This is a genomic window from Sedimenticola thiotaurini (assembly GCF_001007875.1).
Taxonomy (GTDB): Bacteria; Pseudomonadota; Gammaproteobacteria; order Chromatiales; family Chromatiaceae; genus Sedimenticola; species Sedimenticola thiotaurini.
The window spans coordinates 3027254-3044889 of sequence record NZ_CP011412.1; the positions used below are offsets into that span (position 1 = coordinate 3027254).

Here is a 17636-nt window from a genome sequence, read left to right on the forward strand (position 1 = left end):
TTTCCGGCTCCTTACTCGGGCAGGGCGTCGATATCGATGTCGGTGGCCACGTCGGTCCAGGGCAGACCGTGCTGGTTGAGTGCCGCCATGAAGGGGTCGGGATCGAACTCCTCCATGTTCCAGACACCGGGTTTCATCCACTTGCCAGTCAGCATCATCATGGCGCCGATCATAGCCGGTACGCCGGTGGTATAGGAGACGCCCTGGGCGTTGGTCTCCCGGTAGCAGGTCTGGTGGTCACAGATGTTGTAGACATAACGGGAGACCGGCTGACCGTTCTTGCTGCCCTTGACGATACAACCGATATTGGTTTTGCCGACGGTGCGCGGGCCGAGTGTGGCCGGATCCGGTAACAGTGCCTTGAGGAATTGGATCGGCACGATCTCGCGGCCCTCAAACATGATCGGCTCGATGGAGTCCAGGCCGATATTGCGGAACACCTCCAGGTGTTTCAAATAAGCATCGCCAAAGGTCATCCAGAAGCGCATGCGCTTGACCCCTTTCAGGTTCTTGGAGAGTGATTCCATCTCTTCGTGATAGAGCAGGTACATCTTTTTCGGGCCGACCTGCTCGAAATCGAAGGTGTGATGGATCTCCATGGGCTTGGTCTCGACCCATCTGCCGTTTTCATAATAGCGGCCGTTGGCGGTCACCTCGCGGATGTTGATCTCGGGGTTGAAGTTGGTGGCGAAGGCGTAGCCATGGTCGCCGCCGTTGCAGTCCAGGATATCCACCGTGTCGATCTGGTCGAAGTGATGTTTCTGCATGTGGGCGCAGAACACATTGGTGACACCGGGATCAAAGCCGGAGCCAAGCAGTGCCATCAGCCCGGCCTGCTCGAAGCGATCCCGGTAGGCCCACTGCCACTTATACTCAAATTTGGCCTCGTCCAGCGGCTCGTAGTTGGCGGTGTCCAGGTAGTGTACGCCGGTCTCCAGGCAGGCATCCATGATGGTCAGATCCTGGTAGGGTAGCGCCACGTTGATCACCATGGCCGGCTTGATCTGTTTGATCAGCGCCACCAGTTCGGGAACCTTGTCCGCGTCCACCTGAGCGGTCTGGATGGTTCTGCCGGTCTTTTCCGCCACCTCGGTGGCAATCTGGTCACACTTGGAGCGGGTGCGGCTGGCCAGGTGGATGCCGCTGAACACCTCCGGCACCTGGGCGCACTTGTGCGCGACTACCCGGCCCACGCCGCCGGCTCCGATAATCAGTACAGTACTCATGGTCTTAGTATTCCTTAAAGGATTAGTAAGGGTATACCCTGCGCAGGGTGGTCTTCTCTCCCCTCGCGTGTGCCGGAACGGCATTTCAGAGCGAACCTGCAGCCTCCGTAGAACCGGGTCGGGTGCTTGGTTTTCGGGTGCTGAAAGAGGGTCGCAATCATAACAGTAGAAGAGGGTGCAGTCATTACGTCCGCGTGTCTGGCGTGGGGTTTCAGCGGGTGCTACGGATGGTTATTCAGACTCTGATTGATCAGTTCAACCGGGTGTACGGTACGAATCGTTTGGGGGGACTGGCGCACTTCCCTGGCCAACTGCAGGGCACAACCGCTGTTGCTGGTGGCCAGGAACTGCAACTGCTGCAATGCTACCTGCCGGATCGCCCGGGAGCCCAGTGCATCGGACATGGCCGGTTGTTCCAGCAGGTAACTGCCAGCCGCTCCGCAACAATCGATCTGGTCCAGGCAAACCAGCCGGAGATCGGGAATTCGCCGTAACAGCTGTTCCGGCTCATTGGTCAGTTCCAATGGATATTTAAGGGTACAGGGTGAGTGCAGCCCAACAGTGCAATCCATAGCGTTGAGTTGGCACTCCGTCGGCCAGTGGCAACGGTTCAGGAATTGGCTGATCTCATAGAGCGGGGCGGCAAACGGATGGCGGGTCAACTGGGCGCCACAGCCACTGGCCAGGTAGATAATCGCGTCCAGTCCCTGGTTGTCAAAGGCCCGTTGATTGACGTTGCTCATGCGTTCGGCGCTGGTCGGGTCGCCTCCGTGCTGATGCATGGCTCCGCAACACCCCTGGTTTTCAGGGACCACCACCTCATATCCCAATCGGGTCAGGACGGCGATAGCCGCATCCAGTGCGGGTCGATCACTGATGCGTCCCGCGCAACCGGTAAAGAGGCCGACACGTCCCTGTTTAGGGGAGCTGGTCGGGTAGCGTGGGCGCCAACTGCCCAATCTGGCCCGGTTCGGCAGCAGATCGTCCAGGCGACGCATCTTTTTGCCGATCAGCGGGCGCAACAGCTGACGCAGACCGGTGTGGGTGTAGAGCCATAAACCGATTCGGCTCCATCCCTGGTAGGGCAGTCGGGTAATCAGGGAGTGGATGATCCGCTGTCTGCGGGTCTGGGATCGGGTTGCCCGGTAACCATCAATCAGGCGGCTGTAGTCGACGCCGGAGGGGCAGGCGGACTGGCAGGCAAGACAGCCGAGGCAGCGATCCAGATGCCGGTGGGCCCGTTGACTGTCCAGTGCGCCACTGGCTATTCCCTGTATCAGGGATATGCGTCCCCGGGGCGAGTCACCTTCATCCTGGGTCAGTTTGTAGGTGGGACAGTGGGGCAGACAGATCCCGCATTTGACGCAGCGGTCAGCCTCTTTCAGTAGGGCGTCGTTGTGATTCACGGTGTCTGACGTGGTCTGTTTCAAGATCAAAGCCGGTTTGTCGGGGTGGCCCTTGGGATTGGTCGGGTGAGGTCCTTCGGTTGCTGAGTGTCGTGGCAGGGCGGGATGATGTCAATTCATAAAGCAGATGACGATAGGGGTTGACAGAAAAATCACTATATTAGAAAATTATGAAACTTTAAATGCAGATGCATTTTTAAGTACTCCATCCTCCTTTGGTGGTTTATATTATTAAAAGGCGTAGCTTCCCCTGCTACGCCTCTTTTTTTGAATAAATAGTTCACCGGGCCTTGCCAGCGCGCGCGGGGTCCGGTAATATTCGCGCTCTTTTTTGAAGCGCTAGTATTGTTACTCCGCTGGAGCAAGTCAGATGACGACCGTAAGTGCAAAACCCGCAGAAGTGCGCCGCGACTGGTTCGTGGTCGACGCCACAGACAAGACCCTGGGCCGTCTCTCAACAGAGATTGCGCGCCGTTTGCGCGGAAAGCATAAACCTGAATATACCCCGCACGTGGATACCGGTGACTACATTGTGGTAGTCAATGCGGAAAAGATCCGCGTGACCGGTAATAAGATGAAAGACAAGATGTATCAACATCACACCGGATATATCGGCAACCTGAAATCCATCAGTCTGGAAAAGCTGCTGGAAAAGGCGCCGGAGCGTGTGATCGAGACCGCAGTCAAGGGCATGTTGCCCAAGAATCCACTGGGTCGTGCGATGTTCAAGAAGCTTAAGGTCTTTGCCGGCCCCGAGCATGCGCATCAGGCACAGCAGCCCCAGGCACTGGATATCTGAAATCCCTATAACGGAACAGAAAAATGGCTCAAACCCAGAATTATGCAACCGGACGTCGTAAAAGCTCTGCTGCTCGCGTCTTCCTGAGTGCCGGCAGCGGCAACATCGTGGTCAATGGTCGTCCCCTGGACGAGTACTTTGGCCGTGAAACTGCCCGTATGGTTGTCCGCCAGCCACTGGAAGTGGCTGACCTGTTGAAGAACGTGGACATCAAAGTGACCGTCAAGGGTGGCGGTACCACCGGACAGGCGGGTGCTATCCGTCACGGCATCGCCCGTGCGCTGTCTGATTACGATGAGGCGCTGCACAGCCCGATGCGCCGCGCCGGCTTCCTGACCCGCGATGCCCGCGAGGTGGAGCGTAAGAAAGTTGGTCTGCACAAAGCGCGCAAGCGTCCGCAGTACTCCAAGCGTTAAGCTGTACCTGGTGCTGCCGCTGGTGGCGCCGGACATTTGGGGATTCGTCTAACGGCAGGACTACGGACTCTGACTCCGTCAGTGGAGGTTCGAATCCTCCATCCCCAGCCATATTGAAACTACCCGCTCCGGCGGGTTTTTTCATGGGCAGTGAAAAAGGTGCTGTATGGAGGGTGAGAAGCTCCACCGAGGTTCGGCGCGCAGCGCCACGAGGAGCATAGCGACGAGCCCGGAGGGTGAGGCCGCAGGCCGAATAATCCTCCATCCCCAGACTGGGGCTCTCCGGTCGACCCGTGGACTGTTGTCCGCTGGCTGAAATATCCCGACTCTGTGTTAAAGATCTTGCCAATAGCTTTGCTATTGCCTTCAATCTTCGCCTTGATTCGGAATATTTCATCCCACCGGTCAATGCGCCCAGAGTCAACCGAAGAACCCCTGAAACAACCCGCTCTGGCGGGTTTTTTCATGGGCAGTGAAAAAGGTGCTGTATGGAGGGTGAGAAGCTTCACCGAGGTTCGGCGTGCAGCGCTGTTCCCAAAGGGTGAATAATCCCCCATCCCCGATAAACCGCCCGGGTTTGACGAATCAACTAAATACTCAAATGGCTGAAATATCTTCTCAGCTTGCCGGGTCTTTTTTAGTGAATCCAATTAACGGTATTAACACTTCAGGAGATCCAATGATGAAAAAATTAACCGCCACCACCCTGCTTGTGCTGGGAACTTTTCTGGCATCCGGCGCTACTTTGGCCAGCGGTATCGAAGATCTGAGTCAGGATCTGCTTTATGGCAAAGCGCCCGCGTCTGCAGTGGATTTTTCCCGACTGCCGGCAACCGCCGCTGGCAAGGCTTTCACCAGCCCCATCAGATCCGGTGGTGTTGAAGAGTTGAAGAGTGATCTTCTCTATGGGGGTGCATCTTTGTCCCAGGTGGACTTCACCCGAATGCCAGCGACAGCTGCGGGTAGAGAGGCCGCTAGCGCGTCTGCTTCCGCGGGTATTGATGATCAGCAGCATGATCTGCTCTATCGGGGGGCTGGTCGGATACGCTAAGGCCGCGAATTTCTGATACCTATTTCCCGGATGATCTTGGTCATCCGGTTTTTTTGTGTCGACAAAAAATGGTGTTCAACCTGATTGGGTGCAATATTCGGCTGGTTTCTCCGGGTGGGCGTGGTTTGAGCAGTACAAAAAAGCGACATTCAACAGACAGTCAGCCATTTTTGATCGATCCGGTAGATTCTTCAGATGAAATATGGGCTGTTTGATACTGAAAGTAGATTGTACTGATATTTCCCTAAAGTACTGTCATTCGGTATTTTTGTCTGCTTAGGAATTAAATAGCGCCTCTAATGTCGTTGTATTTTTACAACAAAACAGGAAACTGTGGTTTTTTTAAAAAAACAGGTTGCAAACCGTTCAGGGGAGTACTAGTATCTTCCCCGCACAGCAATTTTCGTATTTTCAATTTCAATTAGCGGGAATCTACTAATGAAAAAACTTCTTACTATCGCCATCGCCGCTGCTATCGTAGCGCCCATGGCTGCCAGCGCCGAGACCACTCTGTATGGACGTGCTGACGTTGCCGTAGTCAATAACGACAGCGACGCCGCCAATGGTGACGTTTGGGACGTGATCACCAACACCAGCCGTATCGGCGTAAAGGGTGGTGAGGATCTGGGTAATGGCATGAAGGCCATCTTCCAGTTCGAGTGGGCAGTCAACACCTCTGAAGGTGGTGGTCTGACCGGTCCGGCTAACGCTATCGACGGTCGTCTGGGCTTTGTCGGCCTGACCGGTGGCTTCGGTACCGTGGCTGTTGGTCGCCAGTGGACCCCTTACTACGGTTCTGTGGATAAGACCGATATCTTCAACGTCAACCCTGGTCAGGCTACCATGGGTGGTCTGGATGCTAGCTCCAACGCTCACTACCTGGGTCTGAGCCGTACCGGCAATGCAGTGGCTTATGTCTCTCCTGACTTCAATGGCTTCAGCGCCAAGGCAGCCATGATTATGGATGACGGTCGTACTGCTGTTGCTGTCGACCCGAGCGACGGTATCGATGCCTTCAACGTTAGCTTGGACTACAACAACGGTCCGTTGAGCGTCGGTTTCTCCTACCTGGACGTTGACAACGGTCTTGCTATGGCCGACCGTTGGGGTCTGGCCGGTAGCTACAACTTCGGCAACTTCAAGATCATTGCTCAGTACGAAGATCTGGATGATCTGCCCAATACCCCTAACACCGGTGCCGACTCCTATGCTATCGCTGGACAGGCCTTCTTCGGTAACAACACCCTGTACGCCGTATACGGCGAAAGGGATCTGGATGCCATCAACACCGATCTGTCTAACTGGGGTATCGGTATCCAGCACAACTTCAGCAAGGCTACCCGCATCTATGCTGATTACATTCAGCAGGAAACCGCTGCTAACACCGATGCAAGCACCTTTGGTGTGGGCCTGCGTCACGACTTCTAATCTGATCTCGATCAGTTAGAAAGCAGTAATAAAGAACGGGACCTTCGGGTCCCGTTTTTTTGTGGGCGTAAAAACAACTGTTAAGGGATTTGATTGCTGAATCGCTCCAGTGGATGTGGGGTGGTTTTTCTTCGAGTCGTATCCTGATTGCTGGCCGTGGGAGGTGTTTGAGTGGCGACTAGGCTTTCTTGGCGGCTATGGATTGTAGCTGAAGCAGCTCCTACGGAGTGTTTTGGCGAGGAATGTTTAGTAGGAGCCGCATCAGTCGACGGATACCATCCGTCTGAGGTGTCTACTCGATCACCTTGACCCCTTCCGGGGATCCTAGGATCAGCAGATCGGCCGGTCGCAGGGCGAAGATGCCGGTAGTTACCACGCCGGCGATGTTGTTGATCTCCTGCTCCATTTTGACCGGATCCATAATGCGCAGGTTGTGCACGTCCAGGATGATATTGCCGTTGTCGGTGATAAAGCCGTCCCGCCACACCGGGGTACCGCCCAGTTTCACCAACTGTCGGGCAACGTGGCTGCGGGCCATGGGGATCACCTCCACCGGTAGGGGGAACTCGCCCAGCACATCCACCAGTTTGCTCTCGTCGGCGATACAGATGAACCTTTTACTGGCGCCGGCGACGATCTTTTCCCGGGTCAGTGCGCCACCCCCACCCTTGATCAGGTGCAGATGTCGGGTCGATTCATCGGCGCCATCGATGTAGAGTTCCAGTTCGCCGGTAGCGTTCAGGTCAAGTACCGGGATGCCGTGTCCTTTCAGGCGTTCAGTGGATGCCTCTGAACTGGATACTGCGCCGTCTATGGTCTGTTTTATCTCCGCCAGTAGATCGATAAAGTGGTTAACCGTGGAGCCGGTTCCAACCCCAATGATGCCGCCCTTGACCTGTTTGACAGCCTCTGCCGCCGCCATCCGTTTCAGTTCGTCTTGGTTCATTACCGCTCCTCAATTCCACGTAGCCGACTGGTAATTACTATGGCCGGGTGTTTTATCACAAAATTCGTTCTTTGTACCATGATGCTGTCCTTTATCGCAGAAGGATTTCTGTGCTTGGGTATAAGCAAGTTTGATATATTGATGGAGCTATCCGCTGTAAGGTTGATTGCTTAGCTCCATTACCGTCGGGAAAACACAGGACAGAGTATGCCCCAGAGTTACATCGAGCGAATCCTTCGGGCACAGATATATGACATTGTTCGGGAGACACCCCTGGATCAGGCGGTTGGATTGTCTGAGCGGTTGAATAATGTGGTGCTCCTGAAGCGGGAGGATCTGCAGCCGGTTTTTTCATTTAAGCTGCGCGGCGCTTATAACCGGATACGGGGTCTTTCGGAGAGGGAAAAAGCCGGGGGTGTGATTGCTGCATCGGCCGGAAATCATGCCCAGGGTGTTGCGCTCTCGGCAAAGCACCTGGGTATCAAGGCGCTGATCGTAATGCCAAAAACCACGCCACTGATTAAAATCCAGGCGGTTAAAGCGCATGGGGCGAAAACGGTTTTATGGGGTGATTCCTATGACGAAGCCTGTGAGCATGCCCTGCAACTGGCTGCGCAGAAGGGTATGACCTTTGTCCATCCCTTCGATGATCCGGAGGTGATTGCCGGCCAGGGAACTATCGCCATGGAACTGTTGCGACAGCACGCTGGTCCACCTCACGCCATCTTTGTGCCGGTCGGTGGTGGCGGCCTGATCAGTGGCATTGCCGCCTACGTGAAATATGTCTATCCCCAGGTGAAAGTGATCGGTGTGGAGCCGGAGGATGCTCCTACTCTATACACCGCGTTGCAGAAGAAGCGTCGGGTGACCCTTCAGCAGGTGGGTATTTTTGCCGACGGTGTGGCGGTTAAGCAGATTGGCAAAGAGACTTTTCGGTTGGCGAGGGCGCTGGTGGATGAGGTGCTGCTGGTGTCTACTGATGAAATCTGCGCGGCCATAAAGGACCTGTTCGATGATACACGGACAGTGGCTGAGCCGGCCGGGGCGTTGGCGGTTGCCGGGTTAAAGAAGTATGTGGCCCGGGAAAACCTGGAAGAGCAAAGCCTGATAGCTATTGAGAGTGGCGCCAATATCAATTTTGATCGTCTGCGCCACGTCGCGGAGCGGGCTGAACTGGGCGAGCAGTGGGAGGTCCTGCTGGCGGTGGAGATACCGGAACAGCCGGGCAGTTTCCTTCGGTTTTGCCGTGCTATCGGCAAGCGTAGTGTTACCGAGTTTAATTACCGTTATGCCAATTCGGCACAGGCCCATGTATTTGTAGGTATTGAATTGGCGGGTGGTGGCGCGGAACGGGAGCAAGTGCTGCAACAACTCACTGAGAAGGGTTACCGGGTGGTGGATCTCACCGACAACGAGACCGCTAAGCTGCATATCCGTTACATGGTTGGCGGCCATTCACCGGGCGTCAATAGTGAATCCCTGTTTCGCTTCGAGTTCCCGGAGCGTCCCGGTGCGTTGCTCAATTTTTTGACCGGCATGGGGCAGCGTTGGAATATCTCTCTTTTCCACTACCGCAATCACGGGGCGGCTTATGGGCGGGTTTTGATGGGGGTGCAGATTGCCCATGGTGACAAGCGTGATTTTCAGGCATTTCTGAAAGAACTCGGTTATCCCTGGGCCGAGGAGACAGATAACCCGGCCTATCGGCTGTTCGCCTGCGGGGGTGAATGTTCGGATGCGGTGGAGAAGGCCTATCACGGTTGAGACGGCAGCAGTCAGCGACGCGGTCGGATAGTCCGGTGGTCTGTTCCGGTTCAGCCCTGCCGGTTTAAGTTAAGTAACCGGATACCCGCTCCCCGGATAAAAAAGACCCTGCTTCAGGGCCTTTTTTATTGGATAACGATTTAACGCTTTGTGGTGGCCTTTTTACGGGGCCGGACCTTTCTGGGACGAAGGGCCGCCTTCTTCTTGGTAACTTTCTTTTTGGCGGTGGCTTTTTTCTTAGAGGCGCTCTTTTTAGCAATCTTCTGTTTTGGAGCCGCTTTTTTCTTGGTAACTTTCTTTTTAGCGGCCGTTTTTTTCTTCGATACCTTTTTCTTCACCACCTTCTTTTTTGCGGCGGCTTTCTTCTTCGCTACTTTTTTCTTTACGACTTTCTTTTTGGCCGCGCTCTTCTTCTTGGTTACTTTTTTCTTGGCAACCTTCTTTTTAGCGACGGCTTTCTTCTTTGTCACTGCTTTCTTTTTGCTGATGCTCTTTTTGGGGGTAACAGCCTTTTTGCTGGTGGTTTTTTTTGCAGCTGCGCTCTTCTTTTTTGCAGCCTTCTTTTTGCTGGCTTTTTTGACGGCCATTACGCTCCCTCCGCGATCAGAATGCAAAAGTCTGTTTTGAGTATAATAAAGTATTCAGAAAAAGCTAGTAAATCACGGATATTTTGGAGTTTTTTGGGCTGTTCAGTAGGGGTGTTCATTGATAAAGGATGGTGGGTAAACGCTGCTGCTGTTTGTTGCAGTGCGGTTTTTTAGAAGCGGTTTATCTATAGCTTCAAAACGCCTGGTAGCCCTGCTCGGTAATAATACCGTGCAACGGGACATCCCAAGTCTGTCGCTTGAGTTTTTTTACCCGTTGAAAATCGTGTGCATAACCTATTAAGGTGGGGCGTACCCACCCTTTGTGCCTACGCTGATAAGCCAGTGTTCGATCATAATAACCGCCACCCATACCCATACGGGTGCCGTCATTGCTGAATGCCACCAACGGCATGATGATCAGATCCAGACTCCAGGGTGGCACCGGTTTTCTGTGTCGGGTGTCCGGTTCGGCAATGCCGAACCGATTGGGGTGCAGGGAATCGCCGGGGCGGAACTCTGCAAACCAGAGGGCATTATATGAACCGGGTCGGAGCACCGGCAGGTAGAGTTGTTTGTTGAGTTTTAGCAACCGCTCGGCCAGCGGCTGAGGATTCAGTTCGCCGTCGGACGCCAGGTAGAGTGCGATCCGCCGGGAGCGAACCAGATGAATGTTTCTGACGAAATATCTGGCTGCCGATCGGCTGTGCCTGCGCTGCTCCCGGCTGGAGAGAGTGCGGCGTCTGGCGCGGATAGTTCGGCGAATCTGTTTGAGGTTCTGCATACACTGTGCGGGAATGAAATAAGGTACCCCCCACCTGTGCCGTAGCAAATCATCGTTCTTGAACCAGTAGGTTCAAGTGGGGACGACAAGGAGGCTTAAGGCTTTCCGCTCGGGGGCGGACATGCACAATGGCACTCCTATTAAGTCCCCGGGGTAATGAATAGGCTCAAGAAAATACCCGATTCGCTTACAAACACTGCAGGGGATACCTGTGTAAACAGGCTAACCCGATTGGGTTTAAAGATCCAGCTGATTTTCTTTACTAAGAACGGCGTCGATTTTTTGCTGCATATTGCGCAGGCGCTCGTTAACCCCGGTGTTGATCTCCTCTTTTGCCTGCTGCCTTTCCAGCAGTTCATGGGCCAAATTGAGCGATGCCATGACTGCGATCCGGTCGGTTCCCAATACTTTGCCACTGGAGCGAATTTCGCGCATTTTCTGATCCACCAGGCGTGCAGCGGATCTGAGGCTCTCCTCCTCGCTTGGCTGGCAGGCGACTCGATACTCCTTGTCCAGTATGCGCACAATAACGGGGATGCTGTTTTCGGTCACGATTTGTACCCAGTGTTTACAGGTTTTGTAGTTTCGGATAGGAAGTGCGGCGCTGCCTGAATCCCGGTCAACCGGTTTCGATGGCCCGCAATCGGGAGATCATGGCCTCGACCCGGCTTCTGGCCAGTTCGGTCTTCTCGATCAGTTCTGCCCTCTCCGACATCAACTCCTGCTGCTTACCGCGCAGACTGCTGTTCTCCTGGCGCAGTCGCTCGACAGTCTGGATCAGTTGATCCACCTGGGATTCAAGCCGCTTCAGGTCCAGTTCTGTGGTGGAGTTGGGGTCGTTCGCGTTCATAGGGTCCAATATAGAGTGAGCCATCGTGTCGGTCAACGTTATCCACTGGCATGATACAATGATTAACAGGATATGGAATGAGATATTCCGTGGCGGGTGACGTTGTTCTGATATTTCGATGTGTCAAGATTCCGTGAGGCAGGTTTCCGATGACTGAAAGCAGTTTAGATTATGAGCGTGTCGAGCGGCAGATGGCGTCGGCCGATATTGAGAGCAGTGGTGCGGAGGTGCATGGCATTTTATGCGGACTGATCTGCAGTGGTCGGGAGGATGCCCGGGCACGTTGGTTTAGTGAGTTGTTTAATGAGGAGCAGTCGACCGACCTGCTGGTGCGTGAGTGTGCCACGTCACTCGGTGTACTGCATGATGAAACGGTTGCTGCAGTGCAGGGTCCCGGCTTGGGTTTCACTCCATTTCTGCCGGATGATGAGAAGCCGCTCAAGTTGCGTGCCCAGGCGGTGGCGGACTGGTGTCAGGGCTTTCTCTATGGTGTCGGTGTGGCAGGTTTGACGGCGGGTCATCAGTTTTCCAGCGAGACTCAGGAAGCGTTGACTTCTCTGAGCGAGATCACCCGCATGGACCTGGATCAGTTGGAGAGTGGTGAAGAAGATGAAGAGGCGTTGATGGAAGTGACAGAATTTATCTGGGTGGCCGCAATGCTGGTCCACGGGGAGATGGTAGCTGATGAGACTGAACGTTCATGACCCGCGCTGAGTTTAAACGGCGGCGCAGCCAGTTAATGCGCATGATGGGACCGGGGAGTATCGCCATACTGCCCGCCGCCCCGGTGGCAATCCGTAATCGGGATGCCGATTACCCCTATCGACCGGACAGTGATTTCTACTATCTGACCGGCTTCCCGGAGCCGGAAGCGGTGGCTGTACTGATTCCCGGACGCAAGCAGGCCGAGTACGTTCTGTTTTGCCGGGAACGGGATCTGGAGAAGGAGACCTGGAACGGCCGTCGGGCCGGGCAGGAGGGTGCCTGTGAACTCTATGGCGCCGATGACTCCTTCCCCATCGGAGATCTGAACGACATCCTGCCACGGATGATCGAACAGAGTGAGCGGGTCTTCTACGCCATGGGTTGCAACCATGAGCTGGACAAGCAGATGTCGGAGTGGATCAGTGCCATCCGGCGCCAGGGACGTGCCGGCGTGCCCGGCCCGATCGAGTTTGTGGCGCTGGACCACTATCTGCACGATATGCGCCTCTATAAGAGCCGTTCCGAGATCAAGACCATGCGTACAGCGGCCAAGATTTCGGCCAAGGCACACAAACGCGCCATGCAGTATTGCCGACCCGGGCTGATGGAGTGGCAGGTGGAGGCGGAACTGGTGCACGAGTGTGCCCGGCATGGTGGTCGCTTTCAGGCCTACACGCCCATCGTGGGCGGTGGTGCCAACGGTTGTATTCTGCACTACGTGGAGAACTCCGCCGAGTTGAAATCGGGTGACCTGCTGCTGATCGATGCCGGTTGCGAGTACGACTATTACGCCTCTGATATTACCCGCACCTTCCCGGTCAACGGCCGGTTTTCACCGGAACAGCGTGCGCTCTATGAACTGGTACTGAAATCCCAGGCCGCCGCCATCGAGCAGGTTCGCCCGGGTAATCACTGGAATGATCCCAATGATGCCGTGGTGAAAGTGATTACCAAGGGACTGGTGGAACTGGGCATACTCAAGGGGCGTGTCTCCACCCTGATAAAGAATGAAGCCTACAAGCCCTTTTACATGCACCGGGCCGGCCACTGGCTGGGTATGGATGTGCATGATGTGGGGGATTACAAAATCGATGGCAAGTGGCGCCAACTGGAGCCGGGCATGGTGTTGACGGTGGAGCCGGGACTCTACATTCCGGCTGGATCCAAAGGCGTGGCCAGGAAGTGGTGGGACATCGGTATCCGCATCGAGGATGACGTGCTGGTCACCAAGGATGGGCACGACATCCTCTCCAAGGATGTGCCCAAGTCGGTGGAGGAGATCGAGGCCCTGATGGCGCGTTGAATTGCCTGTTCAGAGCGCCTCGCCGTCAGCCGTAAACAGTACCAGGTCCTGGATATCCAGTTTCAGGGCGACACTATCCCCGACACTGTGCTGCTGATGGCTGGGGGCGAGACACTGGAACCGGTCGCCGCTCTCCAGCTGCAATGTGTAGAGGTAGGCTGCCCCCTGGAACAGCCGCTCGTCGATGCGTGCCCGGATACCCTCCTGTTTGGTGGTCAGGTGAATATCGTCGGGCCGTACCAGCAACTGCAGGGTGGTACCGGGGGCGATCCCCTCGGGCAGTTTGCCGCTCAGGCGTCCAAACGGGGTGTTGATGCTGTTTCTGTCGTTCACGGTGATGTCAAACAGGGCGCCCCGCCCGACAAAATCCGCCACAAAGGTGGTGGCCGGATGGTGATAGAGGTTGTAACCAGTGTCCCACTGGTGCAGTTCACCCCGGTTCATGACACCGATCCGATCCGCCATGGTGAACGCCTCGGTCTGGTCGTGGGTTACCAGGATGGCGGTAACTCCATCCTGTTTCAACAGCGCCCTTACCTCGCTGGCCAGTTGACCCCGTAACTCGGGATCCAGGGCAGAAAAGGGTTCATCCAACAGCAGTACCGTCGGTCTGGGTGCCATGGCCCGGGCCAAGGCAATACGTTGCTGCTGCCCGCCAGATAACTGGTGCGGGTGCTGGCTGGCCAGATCGGCCAGGCCGACCAGGTCCAGCAGTTCCGCGATCCGCGTCTGCCTCGCCCGGACGCCCTGTCCACGCAGGCCGAAGCCGATATTTTCAGCCACCGTCAGATGGGGAAACAGGGCGAAGTCCTGAAATACCATGCCGACCCGGCGCCGTTCCGGCGCGACCATGTGCCGGGTGTCGCAGACCACTTTGCCATGCAGGGCGACGCTGCCGTCGCGCAGTGGCTCAAATCCCGCAATGGCCCGCAGCAGGGTGGTTTTGCCACAGCCGCTGGGACCCAGCAGGCAACCGATGTCCCCTTCATGCAGCCTGAGGCTGACCCGGTGGACCACTTCGGTTGCACCAAAGCCGATGGATGCCTCATTCAGTTCCAGTTGATAGGTCATGCTTCTCTCTCGAATTACGTATGGAGCGGCTCAACAGGATGACCGGGATGATACCCGCCAGCACAATGGTCAGGGCGGCACTGGCGGAATCCTGCAGGCGTTCGTCCGATGCCAGTTCAAACGCCCGCACCGCCAGGGTATTGAAGTTGAAGGGGCGCAGTACCAGGGTGGCCGGTAACTCCTTCATCACATCCACGAACACCAACAGCAAGGCCGTGAGCAGGCTCCCCCTCAGCATCGGCAGGTGGACCCGGTGCAGCACCTGGCCCGGTGACGCGCCCAGGGTGCGGGCGCTTTCGTCAATGCTCTGCTTGATCTTGCCCAGTCCCGCTTCCACAGTCTGTAATGATACCGCCAGGAAGCGCACCAGGTAGGCCAGTACCAGCGCCACTAAGGTGCCACTCAACAGCAGTCCGCTGGAGATGTCGAAGTGGGCTCGCAACCAGCTGTCGATGCTGTTGTCCAGCCAAGCCAGCGGCAGCATCACGCCCACTGCGATCACCGTACCGGGAACCGCATAGCCCATTCCGGCCACCCGGACCGCCACCACCGTAGCCCGGTCGGGACTGAGGCGGCGGCCATAGCCCATCAGTAGCGCCAGCAACAGGGCCAGCAGCGCCGTACCGGCAGCCAGTCCCACGGTGTGCAGTATCAGCCGTAAAAACTCCCCGTCGATCATCTCCCGGGTCTCGATGGCCCACCAGAGCAGTTGCCCCGCCGGTAGCAGGAAACCGAAGAAGAGCGCGGCGGAACAGATCAGCACGGCGCCCAGCTTCTGGCGTCCACGCAGCACAAAGCCGGGCAGGGATTGGTGGCGCTGGCTGGAGTGGTGGTAGCGCATTTTGCGCCGGGACCAGCGCTCCAGCAGTACCAGGGTAAAAACAAACAGCAATAGGGCGGTGGAGAGTTGGGCGGCCGCCGCACTGTCATCCATGCCGAACCAGGTGCGGAAGATGCCGGTAGTGAATGTACCGATGCCGAAGTATTGTACAGTGCCGTAATCGGCCAGGGTCTCCATCAGCGCCAGGCTCAGGCCGGCCACCACGGCCGGACGGGCCAGCGGCAGGGCGACCCGGAAAAACGTTCGCCAGGGACCGTTGCCCAGTGAGCGGCTCACCTCCAGGACACAGACCGACTGGTCCAGAAAGGCGGCGCGGGAGAGCAGGTAGACATAGGGGTAGAGGGTCAGGGACAACATGCCGCCGGCTCCCCAGAGGGAACGGATCTCGGGAAACCAGTAGTCACCGTAACGCAGGTCGAACCAGTCCCGCAGAGTGGACTGTACCGGACCGGCCACATCAAACATGCCGGTGTAAGTATAGGCGATGATATAGGCCGGCATAGCCATGGGCAGCAGCAGTGCCCATTCGAAAAAGCCCCGGCCGGGGAAACGGCACATGGTGGTGAGCCAGGCGGTGGAGACCCCGATCAGCAGGGTGCCGACGGTCACCTCCAGCATCAGCAGCAGTGAGTTGCTGATATAGTCGGTCAGCACGGTATTGGCCAGGTGTTGCCACACCTCGCCCGCCGGGATCAGGGCATAACTGGTAACCACCAGCACCGGCATGGCCAGCAGCAGGGCGGTAGCCGTAATGCCGAGTCGCCAGGACAGTGGCGCGCTCGTTCTCCTGTAGTTATTGGAAGCCAAGGGTTTATTACTACCAGAATGACTGAGACAAAAAACCCGACGCCACCCGTTAGGATGGCGTCGAGAGGGCAGGGCCTATTCTCTGGCTGCCAGCGTGATAGTGCAATAGCAGCCGCCGGGATGTCCGGTTACTTCCAGCCGGCCCGATCCATCAGACGGACGGCGGCCGGGTTGTTTTTGCCCAGTTCGGAGAGGTTGAGGGTATCGCCTTTGAAATTGCCCCACTGTTGCAGGGTGTCAGACCACTCCACACCCGGCCGTACCGGATACTCATGGTTGACGCTGGCGTACCAGCCCTGGGCTTTTTCGCTGGTGAGAAACTCCAATAGCTGGATTGCTGCTGCCTTATTCCGGGCAGAGCGGGTTACACCGGCGCCACTGACGTTGACATGGGCACCGCGATCGCTCTGGTTGGGCCAGAACAGGGCGACCTTGGCGGCGGCCGCCTTTTCATTCTCATCCTTGCTGTTGATCATGGCACCCAGATAGTAAGTGTTCACAATGGCCAGATCACAGACGCCGGCCGCAGCCGCCTTGACCTGATCCCGGTCGCCCCCCTTGGGGTTGCGGGCAAAGTTTTTCACGAAGCTGTCGGCCCACTGCTGGGTGGCGGCCTCACCGTCAGCTGCGATCATGGAGGCCACCAGTGACTGGTTGTAGATGTTCCCGGAACCGCGGATGCAGATGCGGCCTTTCCACTGTTCGTCCGCCAGTGCCTCGTAGCTGGAGAGCTGCTTGGGATCAACCCGGTCCTTTACATAGGTGATGACCCGGGCCCGCACTGACAGGCCGTGCCAGTAGCCTTCCGGGTCCCGGTAGTGAGCAGGTATGGCGCTGGTAAGCTTTTCACTGTTGATCGGTTGCAGTACATCCGCCTCTTTGGCGCGGTGCAGCCGGCCGGCATCGGTGGTGATAAACAGATCCGCCGGGGAGTTTGCCCCCTCCGACTGCAGCCGTTTCAGTAGGGCGTCGGCCTTACCGGTGACCAGATTGACCTGGATGCCGCTTTCACTGCTGAACTGATCCAGCAGCGGTTTGATCAATGCCTCCTTACGGGCGGAGTAAACATTCACTTCCGCCGCCAGGGCATTGCCACAGAGGGCGATGGCGGTAGAGAAAACGGCGAACTTGAAACGGGAAATCATGGGAATCTGTCTCCAGGTTGGTTGGTTCTTGATCTGTATTCTATTAAGAATCATTCGCATTATCAATCTTTATTATCTCCCCATGCTTTCCACTGCCGGCTATTGTTTGCGACGCATCCGCCGCTCCCCTTGGCGGCGCTGGGCAGTTGGCAGCGGGCGCTACCGTCGTTATTGGCAAAGCAGAATTCAGCAGGTATAGTCGACCACTCAGTCCAAAACACCGCGGGAGAGATCGGCTCAGGCCGACGCCGAAGGCGCAAACCGTCCGGAATCGCTCAGGCAGAAGGACCTCGGTGTGGGGAGAAATTGTTTCTTCCGGATTGACTCTGGAGAGCGGCCGTCAGGCCCACCGACGGGGCAGGGACCGGTTTGTCCGGTTTCAAACTCTCAGGTTCAGGACAGAGGGGCGGCGCAGGATTGATCCCCTGCGCCGCCCTTTTTTTTGTCCTGGAACAGCCGGAAACGGCTCTGTTCAGGGACGCCCCGTTTGCTGTGCTGACCCTGGACGGT

The 17636-nt window shown here is 56.5% G+C and carries 17 protein-coding genes, 1 tRNA gene, 2 other RNA genes and 2 riboswitches; of the genes, 9 read left to right on the top strand and 11 right to left on the bottom strand.

Going from position 1 to position 17636, the window contains the following annotated elements; genetic code table 11:
- Positions 1 to 11: 11 nt before the first annotated feature.
- Positions 12 to 1226 carry a saccharopine dehydrogenase family protein gene (locus tag AAY24_RS13860; RefSeq protein WP_046860197.1) on the bottom strand — a complete coding sequence of 405 codons (1215 nt, stop codon included), beginning with the start codon at positions 1224 to 1226 and terminating at the stop codon, positions 12 to 14.
- A gap of 221 nt (positions 1227 to 1447) precedes the next feature.
- The gene (locus AAY24_RS13865; protein WP_052761251.1) at positions 1448 to 2656 is read right to left on the bottom strand and encodes a (Fe-S)-binding protein; all 1209 of its coding nucleotides are present in this window, start codon (positions 2654 to 2656) and stop codon (positions 1448 to 1450) included.
- Positions 2657 to 3002: 346 nt separating this feature from the next.
- Between AAY24_RS13865 and rplM the strand changes: the two genes are divergently transcribed.
- The 6 genes from rplM (at position 3003) to AAY24_RS18605 (ending at position 6326) form a co-directional block, all read left to right on the top strand.
- Positions 3003 to 3431 carry a 50S ribosomal protein L13 gene (gene rplM / locus AAY24_RS13870; protein ID WP_046860198.1) on the top strand — a complete coding sequence of 143 codons (429 nt, stop codon included), beginning with the start codon at positions 3003 to 3005 and terminating at the stop codon, positions 3429 to 3431.
- Between the two features lie 23 nt (positions 3432 to 3454).
- Complete coding sequence (gene rpsI, locus AAY24_RS13875; RefSeq protein ID WP_046860199.1) at positions 3455 to 3847, top strand: 30S ribosomal protein S9; 393 nt, start codon at positions 3455 to 3457, stop codon at positions 3845 to 3847.
- A gap of 37 nt (positions 3848 to 3884) precedes the next feature.
- Positions 3885 to 3958 (top strand) — tRNA-Gln (locus tag AAY24_RS13880).
- A 41-nt stretch (positions 3959 to 3999) separates the two neighbouring features.
- Positions 4000 to 4121: non-coding RNA, RtT sRNA (locus tag AAY24_RS18785), on the top strand.
- Between the two features lie 405 nt (positions 4122 to 4526).
- Positions 4527 to 4898, top strand: coding sequence for a hypothetical protein (locus AAY24_RS13885; RefSeq protein ID WP_046860200.1), 372 nt, complete (start codon positions 4527 to 4529; stop codon positions 4896 to 4898).
- A 438-nt stretch (positions 4899 to 5336) separates the two neighbouring features.
- Positions 5337 to 6326 (top strand): porin, encoded by a 990-nt coding sequence (locus AAY24_RS18605; protein WP_052761252.1) that lies wholly within the window; start codon positions 5337 to 5339, stop codon positions 6324 to 6326.
- 292 nt (positions 6327 to 6618) lie between these two features.
- Here the strand turns inward: AAY24_RS18605 and rpiA are convergent, their stop codons facing one another.
- Positions 6619 to 7272, bottom strand: a complete 654-nt coding sequence (gene rpiA / locus AAY24_RS13895; protein WP_046860201.1) for a ribose-5-phosphate isomerase RpiA — start codon at positions 7270 to 7272, stop codon at positions 6619 to 6621.
- A gap of 207 nt (positions 7273 to 7479) precedes the next feature.
- Here rpiA and ilvA point away from each other — a divergent pair, with 207 nt between their 5' ends.
- On the top strand, positions 7480 to 9036 hold the full coding sequence (gene ilvA, locus AAY24_RS13900; protein ID WP_046860202.1) for a threonine ammonia-lyase, biosynthetic: 1557 nt from the start codon (positions 7480 to 7482) through the stop codon (positions 9034 to 9036).
- A gap of 140 nt (positions 9037 to 9176) precedes the next feature.
- Here ilvA and AAY24_RS19255 read toward each other — a convergent pair whose 3' ends face one another.
- The 5 genes from AAY24_RS19255 to AAY24_RS13920 form a co-directional block, all read right to left on the bottom strand.
- Complete coding sequence (locus AAY24_RS19255) at positions 9177 to 9623, bottom strand: hypothetical protein (protein WP_046860203.1); 447 nt, start codon at positions 9621 to 9623, stop codon at positions 9177 to 9179.
- Positions 9624 to 9816: 193 nt separating this feature from the next.
- Positions 9817 to 10404 carry a 5-formyltetrahydrofolate cyclo-ligase gene (locus tag AAY24_RS13910; protein WP_046860204.1) on the bottom strand — a complete coding sequence of 196 codons (588 nt, stop codon included), beginning with the start codon at positions 10402 to 10404 and terminating at the stop codon, positions 9817 to 9819.
- 23 nt (positions 10405 to 10427) lie between these two features.
- A non-coding RNA gene (ssrS, locus tag AAY24_RS18790) (6S RNA) lies at positions 10428 to 10612 on the bottom strand.
- Positions 10613 to 10641: 29 nt separating this feature from the next.
- Positions 10642 to 10956 (bottom strand): cell division protein ZapA, encoded by a 315-nt coding sequence (locus AAY24_RS13915; protein WP_046860205.1) that lies wholly within the window; start codon positions 10954 to 10956, stop codon positions 10642 to 10644.
- A gap of 67 nt (positions 10957 to 11023) precedes the next feature.
- Positions 11024 to 11254, bottom strand: a complete 231-nt coding sequence (locus AAY24_RS13920) for a TIGR02449 family protein (protein ID WP_046860206.1) — start codon at positions 11252 to 11254, stop codon at positions 11024 to 11026.
- A gap of 149 nt (positions 11255 to 11403) precedes the next feature.
- Here AAY24_RS13920 and AAY24_RS13925 point away from each other — a divergent pair, with 149 nt between their 5' ends.
- Both AAY24_RS13925 and pepP read left to right on the top strand, forming a co-directional pair.
- Positions 11404 to 11958 (top strand): UPF0149 family protein, encoded by a 555-nt coding sequence (locus AAY24_RS13925; RefSeq protein WP_046860207.1) that lies wholly within the window; start codon positions 11404 to 11406, stop codon positions 11956 to 11958.
- Entirely contained in the window at positions 11955 to 13262 is a 1308-nt protein-coding gene (gene pepP / locus AAY24_RS13930) for a Xaa-Pro aminopeptidase (RefSeq protein WP_046860208.1), read from the top strand. Before AAY24_RS13925 ends, pepP begins: the two co-directional genes overlap by 4 nt.
- Before the next feature lie 9 nt (positions 13263 to 13271).
- Here pepP and AAY24_RS13935 read toward each other — a convergent pair whose 3' ends face one another.
- The 3 genes from AAY24_RS13935 to AAY24_RS13945 form a co-directional block, all read right to left on the bottom strand.
- The gene (locus AAY24_RS13935) at positions 13272 to 14333 is read right to left on the bottom strand and encodes an ABC transporter ATP-binding protein (protein ID WP_046860209.1); all 1062 of its coding nucleotides are present in this window, start codon (positions 14331 to 14333) and stop codon (positions 13272 to 13274) included.
- Positions 14308 to 15981: an ABC transporter permease gene (locus AAY24_RS13940; RefSeq protein WP_046860210.1), complete on the bottom strand. Its 1674-nt coding sequence runs from the start codon at positions 15979 to 15981 to the stop codon at positions 14308 to 14310. Before AAY24_RS13940 ends, AAY24_RS13935 begins: the two co-directional genes overlap by 26 nt.
- Positions 15982 to 16109: 128 nt before the next feature.
- The gene (locus tag AAY24_RS13945) at positions 16110 to 17126 is read right to left on the bottom strand and encodes a Fe(3+) ABC transporter substrate-binding protein (RefSeq protein ID WP_046860211.1); all 1017 of its coding nucleotides are present in this window, start codon (positions 17124 to 17126) and stop codon (positions 16110 to 16112) included.
- A gap of 213 nt (positions 17127 to 17339) precedes the next feature.
- Positions 17340 to 17427, top strand: a riboswitch (glycine riboswitch).
- A 15-nt stretch (positions 17428 to 17442) separates the two neighbouring features.
- Positions 17443 to 17538, top strand: a riboswitch (glycine riboswitch).
- Positions 17539 to 17636 lie beyond the last annotated feature (98 nt).

Excerpts from the sequence above, each read along its gene's own strand:
- rpsI (WP_046860199.1), top strand. The coding sequence starts at position 3,455 with ATGGCTCAAACCCAGAATTATGCAACCGGACGTCGTAAAAGCTCTGCT.
- AAY24_RS13925 (WP_046860207.1), top strand. The coding sequence starts at position 11,404 with ATGACTGAAAGCAGTTTAGATTATGAGCGTGTCGAGCGGCAGATGGCG.
- pepP (WP_046860208.1), top strand. The coding sequence starts at position 11,955 with ATGACCCGCGCTGAGTTTAAACGGCGGCGCAGCCAGTTAATGCGCATG.
- AAY24_RS19255 (WP_046860203.1), bottom strand. The coding sequence starts at position 9,623 with ATGGCCGTCAAAAAAGCCAGCAAAAAGAAGGCTGCAAAAAAGAAGAGC.
- AAY24_RS18605 (WP_052761252.1), top strand. The coding sequence starts at position 5,337 with ATGAAAAAACTTCTTACTATCGCCATCGCCGCTGCTATCGTAGCGCCC.
- AAY24_RS13935 (WP_046860209.1), bottom strand. The coding sequence starts at position 14,333 with ATGACCTATCAACTGGAACTGAATGAGGCATCCATCGGCTTTGGTGCA.
- AAY24_RS13885 (WP_046860200.1), top strand. The coding sequence starts at position 4,527 with ATGATGAAAAAATTAACCGCCACCACCCTGCTTGTGCTGGGAACTTTT.
- ilvA (WP_046860202.1), top strand. The coding sequence starts at position 7,480 with ATGCCCCAGAGTTACATCGAGCGAATCCTTCGGGCACAGATATATGAC.
- rplM (WP_046860198.1), top strand. The coding sequence starts at position 3,003 with ATGACGACCGTAAGTGCAAAACCCGCAGAAGTGCGCCGCGACTGGTTC.
- AAY24_RS13945 (WP_046860211.1), bottom strand. The coding sequence starts at position 17,126 with ATGATTTCCCGTTTCAAGTTCGCCGTTTTCTCTACCGCCATCGCCCTC.
- rpiA (WP_046860201.1), bottom strand. The coding sequence starts at position 7,272 with ATGAACCAAGACGAACTGAAACGGATGGCGGCGGCAGAGGCTGTCAAA.
- AAY24_RS13860 (WP_046860197.1), bottom strand. The coding sequence starts at position 1,226 with ATGAGTACTGTACTGATTATCGGAGCCGGCGGCGTGGGCCGGGTAGTC.
- AAY24_RS13910 (WP_046860204.1), bottom strand. The coding sequence starts at position 10,404 with ATGCAGAACCTCAAACAGATTCGCCGAACTATCCGCGCCAGACGCCGC.
- AAY24_RS13920 (WP_046860206.1), bottom strand. The coding sequence starts at position 11,254 with ATGAACGCGAACGACCCCAACTCCACCACAGAACTGGACCTGAAGCGG.